At 71.2% G+C, this 6,469-nt stretch carries 6 protein-coding genes; 2 read left to right on the top strand and 4 right to left on the bottom strand.

Translation table 11 applies throughout. The features are described 5' to 3' along the window. Together QQ657_RS51670 and QQ657_RS51665 are read left to right on the top strand one after the other, a co-directional pair. On the top strand, positions 1 to 1,798 hold a 1,798-nt coding region (locus tag QQ657_RS51670; RefSeq protein WP_284749827.1), incomplete at its 5' end, for a GH92 family glycosyl hydrolase. After that, entirely contained in the window at positions 1,795 to 3,879 is a 2,085-nt protein-coding gene (locus QQ657_RS51665; protein WP_284749826.1) for an FUSC family protein, read from the top strand. The genes QQ657_RS51670 and QQ657_RS51665, both read left to right, overlap by 4 nt. A gap of 55 nt (positions 3,880 to 3,934) precedes the next feature. On the opposite strand, the gene QQ657_RS51660 is transcribed toward QQ657_RS51665, so the two are convergent. From QQ657_RS51660 to QQ657_RS51645, 4 genes are all read right to left on the bottom strand, one after another. Further along, complete coding sequence (locus QQ657_RS51660) at positions 3,935 to 4,537, bottom strand: DUF4360 domain-containing protein (protein ID WP_434056864.1); 603 nt, start codon at positions 4,535 to 4,537, stop codon at positions 3,935 to 3,937. A gap of 269 nt (positions 4,538 to 4,806) precedes the next feature. Then, positions 4,807 to 5,661, bottom strand: coding sequence for an LLM class F420-dependent oxidoreductase (locus QQ657_RS51655; RefSeq protein ID WP_284749825.1), 855 nt, complete (start codon positions 5,659 to 5,661; stop codon positions 4,807 to 4,809). Between the two features lie 2 nt (positions 5,662 to 5,663). Then, positions 5,664 to 6,029, bottom strand: a complete 366-nt coding sequence (locus QQ657_RS51650; protein ID WP_284749824.1) for a VOC family protein — start codon at positions 6,027 to 6,029, stop codon at positions 5,664 to 5,666. After that, a complete protein-coding gene (locus tag QQ657_RS51645) occupies positions 6,026 to 6,430 on the bottom strand; it encodes a nuclear transport factor 2 family protein (protein ID WP_284749823.1) in 405 nt (134 codons plus the stop codon). The genes QQ657_RS51650 and QQ657_RS51645 overlap by 4 nt, the downstream gene beginning before the upstream one ends. Between the last annotated feature and the right edge of the window lie 39 nt (positions 6,431 to 6,469).

The raw sequence follows: 6,469 nt of genomic DNA, 5'->3' as shown, positions 1-6,469 counted from the left end.
GTCCGGGGTGTTCCTCTACCCTAAGGTCGCCCCCGAGAACACCCGGCCGGGCACCGGGCCCGCCTGCCGGGGGGTGCGCGGGGGGTGGCGGAGCCCCCGCGGGCGCACCGGCGCGAAGGTCGTCGACGGCGAGCTGTACGTCAACAACGGCTTCTGGGACACCTACCGCACCACCTGGCCGGCGTACGCGCTGCTGACTCCGGAGCACTGCGGCCGGATGGTCGACGGGTTCGTGCAGCAGTACCGCGAAGGCGGCTGGATCTCCCGCTGGTCCTCACCGGGCTACGCGGACCTGATGACCGGCACCAGCTCCGACGTCGCCTTCGCCGACGCCTACCTCAAGGGCGTCCGCGACTTCGACGTCGAAGCCGCCTACGACGCGGCGCTGAAGAACGCCACCGTCACGCCGCCGCACCGCTCGGTCGGGCGCAAGGGCCTCGACCGGTCGATCTTCCTCGGCTACACCCCGGCGTCGGTCCACGAAGGACTGTCCTGGGCACTCGAAGGCTGCGTCAACGACTTCGGCCTCGCCAACCTCTCCGACGCACTTTCACGTGAAAGTGCGGGGCCGCGGGCGCGGATGTACGCGGACTACGCCGCCTACTTCCGCGAGCGCGCGAAGCACTACGTCCACCACTTCGACCCGAAGATCGGCTTCTTCCAGGGCCGCCATCGCGACGGCCGCCGCAAGTTCGCCCCCGAGGGCTACGACCCGGCCGCGTGGGGCGGCGACTTCGTCGAGACCAACGCCTGGAACACGGCCTTCACCGCACCCCACGACGGCCCCGGTCTCGCGGCGCTGCACGGCGGCAACGCCGGTCTCGAAGCCAAGCTCGACGAGTTCTTCGCGACTCCGGAGACCGGCCGCCGCCCGGGCGCGTACGGCGGCCTGATCCACGAGATGACCGAAGCCCGCGACGTCCGCATGGGCCAGTACGGCCACTCCAACCAGCCCTCGCACCACATCCCGTACATCTACAACTACGCGGGCGCGCCGGCGAAAGCCCAGCGCGTGGTGCGGGAGGTCCTGCGACGGCTCTACCTGGGCAGCGAGCTCGGCCAGGGGTATCCCGGCGACGAGGATAACGGCGAGATGTCCGCGTGGTGGCTGTTCAGCGTCCTGGGCTTCTACCCGCTGGCCGTCGGCAGCCCGCGCTACGCCATCGGCTCGCCGCTGTTCGAAAAGGCGACCGTGCACCTGGGCGAGGGCAAGAAGCTCGTCGTCCGTGCCCCCGGCAACACCGACGAGACCGTCTACGTCCGCGGCCTCACCGTCGACGGCGAACCGCACGACGCCACGACCATCGCCCACGCCACCCTCGCCGGCGGCGCCGAGCTGGTCTTCGACCTGACCACCGAACCGGCCGAGTGGGGTGCCCCGCCACCGCCCGCCGAACAACCGGACCCGGTCTCCGACCTCACCGGCACCGCCACCAGCGAGGACGCCAAGAGCGTCGACGCCCTCTTCGACGACACCACCCGCACCCAGGTCACCTTCCGCGGCGCCACCCCGGCGATCGAGTTCACCGTCACCGGCGAGCCCCGCGAGGTCACGATGTACACGCTCACCTCCGGCGACCGCGGCGGCGACCCCAGCGCCTGGGTCCTCGAAGGCTCCGACGACGGCACCGAGTGGACCACCCTGGACGAACGCACCGGCGAGCTGTTCCGCTGGCGCCGCCAGACCCGGCCCTTCACGCTCGACACCCCCGCCGCCCACCCGCACTACCGGCTGCGGATCACCGCCACCCGCGGCCGCCGCGCCACCCTCGCCCAGTGGGAGCTGCTCGCCCGATGAACCACTTCCGCACCGCCGCCCTCGACCGGCTGGCGGCGGCCGACCCCGGCCTCGTCCGGCTGCGGCTGGCCGGGTCCGCGGTCCTCGGCATCGTCCTCGCCGTGACCGCCCTGCTGCCCGCGCACGTCCCGCTCACGGTGATGCTGGTCGGCGCGATCGCCGCGATGATGACCGCGTTCACCGTCAACGACCCGACGCCCGGCAGCCAAGCCGTCACGCTCGTGCTGGCGTTCCTCACCGGAGCCGCGTCCATCACGGTCGCCAGCCTCGGGTCGGCGCTGCCGCCGATGGACAGCATCGTGTTCGTCCTGCTGATCTTCGTCGCCGTCTACGCCCAGCGCTTCGGCGCCCGCGGCACCGCGCTCGGCTCGATCGGCTTCTTCCTGTTCTTCTTCCCGATGTTCCTGCAGGCCCACCTCACGCAGGTCCCGCAGCTGCTGATGGCGCTCGGCGTCGGCGTGCTCGCCAACGCCGTCGTCCGGTTCGTCCTCCTGCGCCACAACGCCGAAGCCGAGTTCCTGCGCGTGCGCCGGGCCTTCCGCGCCCGGCTGGCCGCCGTCGTCCGCGCCACCGAGGCCCACCTCGCCGTCGGTGGCAGCGAGCGCACCCGCAAGCAGCTGCGCAGCACGCTCGCCCGGCTGCACGAGTGCGTCCTGCTCATCGAGGACGCCGCACCCGACGTCGTCGACGCCCGCGCCGCGGACCGCCTGCGCCGCCGCGCCATCGAGGTCGAGCTCGCCCTCGAGTGGCTGGTCAGCACCGTCCAGCGGACCTGCTCCGACGAACTCACCGCCGAAGTCCGCGACGACCTCATCGCCCGGCTCGCGCGCTTCCGCGCCCTGATGGAACGCGACCCGCGCGAGCTCCCGCTGATCAGCCAGACCGGCGAGTACAGCCGCATGCTGGTCGAAGGCAGCCGCATCGACGAGCACGCCGCGCCCGGCGACGGCGTCCGCAAGGCGCTGGCCGAGCTGGCGTTGGCCGACGACCGCGCCCAGCGCGCCGCCGCCCCCGAGTCCACAGTGGATCCGCTCGACGAAGAGGACGACGAGCCGACCCCCGCGTTCGCCTACGACAACCGCACCCGCAGCGCCATCCAGGCCGTCGTCGGCGGCGGGCTCGCTGTGGTCGGCGGCGAACTCGTCTCCCACCAGCGCTGGTACTGGGCGGTCCTCACCGTCTTCGTCGTGTTCATCGGCGCCTCCAGCGCCGGCGCCACCTTCGTCAAGGGCGTCCGCCGCCTCGGCGGCACCCTCATCGGCATCGTCGGCGGCGTCCTGCTCGCCCTGCTGGTCGCCGGCAGCACCCCGGCCACGCTCGCGCTGATCCTGGTCTGCGTCTTCGGGATGGTCTACACCGCCCGCGTCTCCCAGGTCGTGATGGCCTTCTTCATCACCAGCATGCTCGGCCTGCTCTACAGCCTGCTCGGCACGTTCAGCCTCGAAGTGCTCTGGATCCGCGTCGCCGAAACCGCGGTCGGGGCCGCCGCGGGCATCCTCGCCGCCGTCGTCATCGTCCCGGTCCGCACCCGCTCGGTCATGCTCGACGACATCGGCGCCGTGCTCGACGAGCTGGCGGAGTTCCTCGAACACACCCGCGACCTCCTCGCCGGCGAAGAGAACGTCAACATCATCGAGCTCTCCCGCGACCTCGACCGCGCCGTCGAACAGGTCCGCACCACCATCGAACCGCTGACCCACCCGGTCAACCTCCGCAGCGCCCGCCGCGACTACGGCTGGCACGTGCTCACCACGCTGGAGACCATCGCCTTCCGCGCCCGCCACGTCGCCGCCCGCGCCCAGCCCGGGCAGCTCGCCGGCGAGAACGCCGACCGCCTGCGCCAGTTCACCGGACGGCTGCTGGCCAACATCGACGTCCTGCGCAAAGCACTCGACGCACCGGGTGGCCCCACACCCGGCACGCTCGTGCGCGACGACGGCACCCCGGTGTCCGACCGCATCGAACAGGCCGAAACCCGGGCCGTCCTCTCCAGCCTCAGCCACCTCGACGAAGCACTCGTCTCCCTCGGCCGCGTCTTCGACGTCCAGGCCACCGATCCCCGCGCCCCCGCGAAGAAGTGACCCGCCGGGGCGGCGCGGTACCGAGCCGCGCCGCCCCGGGTTCACCGGTTCCCGGTCACGGGCAGGACAACCACGCGAAGTGGTACGTGGTCGTGATGCTGCCGTCGGTCGAGTCCATCGTCACGAAGCTCGTCGTCTTCTTCGGATCCGACGTCCCGGCCGCGGCCCGCAATTCGGTGTTGACGTTCAGATTGCGTTCCTCACCGCACGGCTTGAACACGATCGCACCGACCTCCGTGGAATCGGTGAAATGCCAGTCGTCCTCGAACGGCCCGGTCAGCGGGTGCTGCATGAACGCCGTCGGGGAATTGCCTTGGAAATAGTAATTCGCTCTCTCCAGGCCGGTCGCACCCCGTTCCAGATGGGCGAATCCGCGGTAGTCCGCTTGCGCGATTCCGTAGGTGAACCCCTGTGGCACGTGCACCCGCAGGCCGATCTGGCAGTTCTTCCGGGCGTCCAGCGGCCCGGCGCCGACCCCGACCAGCGCCGTGTAGGCGCTGTAAGTCACGGTGAACGCCGTGTTGTCCTGCGACACCGCCACCGCGGACGTGCCGGCCGGGCAGCCCGTGCCATTGGCGTTCACGACGTCGATGACGATTTTGTCGGGCGGCGGAGGGGTGTTCCACGAATGCGGGGTGACCACAGAGGACAACGCCATTACGGCAGCAACGACCGCAGACAGCATGGGAATCCTTCCCAATACATTCGAATTGGGTACGGGGGCGCCGACCATGGTAGCGAATGGATCATGGTCCGAAACCCCGCTGAACGGAGCAACAAGCCGTAGCCGTCCCACCACGCGGTATACCGATAATTTCGGGCCGTCATTCCCGCGGAAACGGAGAAATGCGACCGGAAAACGATTTCGCGCCCCCGGACCGCCGCCCGCCGTCCGCGATCACCCCGCGACGTCCGGGCTTGATCGTTTCACTCCGCCACGAGACCCGCGACCCGCCCGAGCGTCGCCACCCCGGCGGCCGACCACGGCCCGGCCGTGATCACGACCGCGTGGCCGATCCCCCACTCCGCGAACTCCCCGCACCGCCGCGCGAACGACTCCGCGGACTCACCCGGCTCCAGGCGCGTGCTGATCGTCTTCTCGATCTCCCCGTACGGCCGCCCGGCCTCCTCGCAGTGCCGCGCGAGCACCGACAGCTTGTGCCGCACCGTCATCCCGCCGTCGGGGATGTCGAACACGTTGCACGCGTCGGCGTAGCGCGCGACCAGCCGCAGCGTCTTGCGCTCACCGGCGCCGCCGATCAGCACCTTCGGCCGCCGCACCGGCCGCGGAATCCCGATCGGACGGTCCAGGCGGTAGTGCTCGCCCTCGAACGCCGAGTCGTCGCCGGCCCACATCCGCAGCGCCAGCCGGATGGTCTCCTCCATCCGCTCGAAGCGCTCTCCCACCGGCGGGAACGGCAGGCCCATCGCCCGCGCCTCGCCGTCGTGGTGCCCGGTGCCGATCCCGAGCCGGGCCCGGCCGCCGGAGAGGACGTCGAGCGTCGTGACGGCCTTGACCAGCAGCGCGGGCGGCCGGAACGTCACCGCCGAGACCATCGTGCCCAGCCCGATCCGGCTGGTCCGCGCGGCCAGGAACCCCAGCGTCGTGTACGCCTCGAGCATCGCCGAATCCGGCGTGCTGTGCGGGTCGGCCTGCAGCAGGTGGTCGGCCACCCACAGCGTGTCCAGTCCGGCGTCGTCGGCCGCGACGGCGATGTTCGCCAGTTCGTCCGTCAGCTTGTCCGGCCACGAGAAGTCCGTGACCCCGATGCTCAACCGCATGGCTACCCCCTCGTGAGCAGTTCCAGGTTGTGGCCGTCGGGGTCCTCGAAGTAGACCCCGCGGCCGCCGTCCAGGTCGTTGATCTCGCCGGCCCGCTCGTGGAACGGGTCGGCCCAGTAGGTGAGGCCGGCCCGTTCGATCCGCGCCATCGCGGCGTCGAAGTCGTCGTCGCCGACCAGGAACGCGTAGTGCTGGCCCGTCACGCGGTCCACCCGCAGGTAGTCGAGCGTGACGCCGTTCGCGAGCCGGACGGGCACGAACGGGCCGTCGACCGGCTCGGTCCGCAGGCCCAGGATCCCGGCGAGGAACTCCGCCGACTTCTCCCGGTCGGTCGCGCACACGATCGTGTGGTTCAGCTCGACGCTCATCGCCCCGCCCCTGCCGGTGCGAACGGCGGCGGGCCACCGATCGGGCTCAGGTGGATGCCGGCCAGGCGCCAGCGGTCCTCGTCGCGGACCAGGACGTGCGTGGCGCGGAACCGGCCGTTCACCGGGTTCCCCTGGTGCTTCGCGACCTGGGCGTGCACGCCGATCGCGATCGCGGTCGTGCCGAAGTCGCGGACCTCGACCTCGGCCCAGTCCAGCTTCTCGGTGACCAGGGCGCCGCCGCTGTAGCGGGCCAGCCACTGGTCGCGGTCCAGGACGAAGCCGAGCGGGCCGACCAAGCGGAAGCCGTCGGCGGCCAGACCGGCCAGGACCTCGGTGTCCCCGCGCTCCTCGGCCGCGGCCCAGACCCGGCCGAACTCGCGGACCTGCTCTTCGGTGCTCATCGCGTTTCCCCTTCCGGTTCGATGAGCACAACGTTAGAT

Origin of the sequence: Amycolatopsis ponsaeliensis (assembly GCF_030182635.1) — a bacterium.
GTDB classification, from domain to species: Bacteria; Actinomycetota; Actinomycetes; order Mycobacteriales; family Pseudonocardiaceae; genus Amycolatopsis; species Amycolatopsis ponsaeliensis.
The sequence above is the reverse complement of the archived record's forward strand: the minus strand, read 5'-3'. Positions and strand labels throughout refer to the sequence as shown.

Bases quoted from the DNA above. Each gene is read 5' to 3' on its own strand.
- QQ657_RS51650 (WP_284749824.1), bottom strand. From the start codon at position 6,029: ATGAGCGTCGAGCTGAACCACACGATCGTGTGCGCGACCGACCGGGAG.
- QQ657_RS51645 (WP_284749823.1), bottom strand. From the start codon at position 6,430: ATGAGCACCGAAGAGCAGGTCCGCGAGTTCGGCCGGGTCTGGGCCGCG.
- QQ657_RS51665 (WP_284749826.1), top strand. From the start codon at position 1,795: ATGAACCACTTCCGCACCGCCGCCCTCGACCGGCTGGCGGCGGCCGAC.
- QQ657_RS51655 (WP_284749825.1), bottom strand. From the start codon at position 5,661: ATGCGGTTGAGCATCGGGGTCACGGACTTCTCGTGGCCGGACAAGCTG.
- QQ657_RS51660 (WP_434056864.1), bottom strand. From the start codon at position 4,537: ATGGCGTTGTCCTCTGTGGTCACCCCGCATTCGTGGAACACCCCTCCG.